Annotated in this window: 1 rRNA gene; it reads left to right on the top strand. The window is 47.4% G+C overall.

The features are described from left to right. The first annotated feature begins 111 nt into the window (after positions 1-111). A 16S ribosomal RNA gene (locus Q0838_RS14125) occupies positions 112-1637 on the top strand. Positions 1638-1681: the final 44 nt, after the last annotated feature.

Below are 1681 nucleotides of genomic sequence, written 5' to 3'. Positions count from 1 at the left end.
AAAAAAATATTTATTGTTTTACGAAGCATTAAATTTAAAAATAAAATAGACACAAAGCTAATTAAGTGGTTTCGATAAAGTCATTAAATTAAATGATCTTTAAAAGATTCGACGATGAAGAGTTTGATCCTGGCTCAGGATGAACGCTAGCGGCAGGCCTAACACATGCAAGTCGAGGGGCAGCATTTCTAGCTTGCTAGAAGATGGCGACCGGCGCACGGGTGCGTAACGCGTATACAATCTACCTATTACTGAGGGATAGCCCGAAGAAATTTGGATTAAGACCTCATGGTATTATTGATCCGCATGGATTACTAATTAAAGGTTACGGTAATAGATGAGTATGCGTCCTATTAGCTAGATGGTAAGGTAACGGCTTACCATGGCTACGATAGGTAGGGGTCCTGAGAGGGAGATCCCCCACACTGGTACTGAGACACGGACCAGACTCCTACGGGAGGCAGCAGTGAGGAATATTGGACAATGGGCGGAAGCCTGATCCAGCCATGCCGCGTGTAGGAAGACGGCCCTATGGGTTGTAAACTACTTTTGTACGGGAAGAAATATATCTACGAGTAGATATTTGACGGTACCGTAAGAATAAGCACCGGCTAACTCCGTGCCAGCAGCCGCGGTAATACGGAGGGTGCAAGCGTTATCCGGAATCATTGGGTTTAAAGGGTCCGTAGGCGGGCTAATAAGTCAGTGGTGAAATGCAGGGGCTTAACTCCGGCACTGCCATTGATACTGTTAGTCTTGAATTATTGTGAAGTGGTTAGAATATGTAGTGTAGCGGTGAAATGCTTAGATATTACATAGAATACCAATTGCGAAGGCAGATCACTAACAATATATTGACGCTGATGGACGAAAGCGTGGGTAGCGAACAGGATTAGATACCCTGGTAGTCCACGCCGTAAACGATGGTTACTAGCTGTTTGGTACGATTAAGTACTGAGTGGCCAAGCGAAAGTGATAAGTAACCCACCTGGGGAGTACGTTCGCAAGAATGAAACTCAAAGGAATTGACGGGGGCCCGCACAAGCGGTGGAGCATGTGGTTTAATTCGATGATACGCGAGGAACCTTACCAGGGCTTAAATGTATGTTGACAGGTTTAGAAATAGACTTTTCTTCGGACAATATACAAGGTGCTGCATGGTTGTCGTCAGCTCGTGCCGTGAGGTGTCAGGTTAAGTCCTATAACGAGCGCAACCCCTATTACTAGTTGCCAGCGATTCAAGTCGGGGACTCTAGTGAGACTGCCGGTGCAAACCGTGAGGAAGGTGGGGATGACGTCAAATCATCACGGCCCTTACGTCCTGGGCCACACACGTGCTACAATGGTAGGGACAGAGAGCAGCCACTTCGTGAGAAGGAGCGAATCTTCAAACCCTATCTCAGTTCGGATCGTAGTCTGCAACTCGACTACGTGAAGCTGGAATCGCTAGTAATCGCATATCAGCCATGATGCGGTGAATACGTTCCCGGGCCTTGTACACACCGCCCGTCAAGCCATGGAAGCTGGGGGTGCCTGAAGTCGGTGACCGCAAGGAGCTGCCTAGGGTAAAACCGGTAACTGGGGCTAAGTCGTAACAAGGTAGCCGTACCGGAAGGTGCGGCTGGAACACCTCCTTTCTGGAGTTCTTGAAATAATAGAACTAGAAAAGTGATTTATGAAA

Origin of the sequence: uncultured Nonlabens sp. (assembly GCF_947495285.1) — a bacterium.
GTDB lineage: Bacteria > Bacteroidota > Bacteroidia > Flavobacteriales > Flavobacteriaceae > Nonlabens.
The sequence above is the reverse complement of the archived record's forward strand: the minus strand, read 5'-3'. Positions and strand labels throughout refer to the sequence as shown.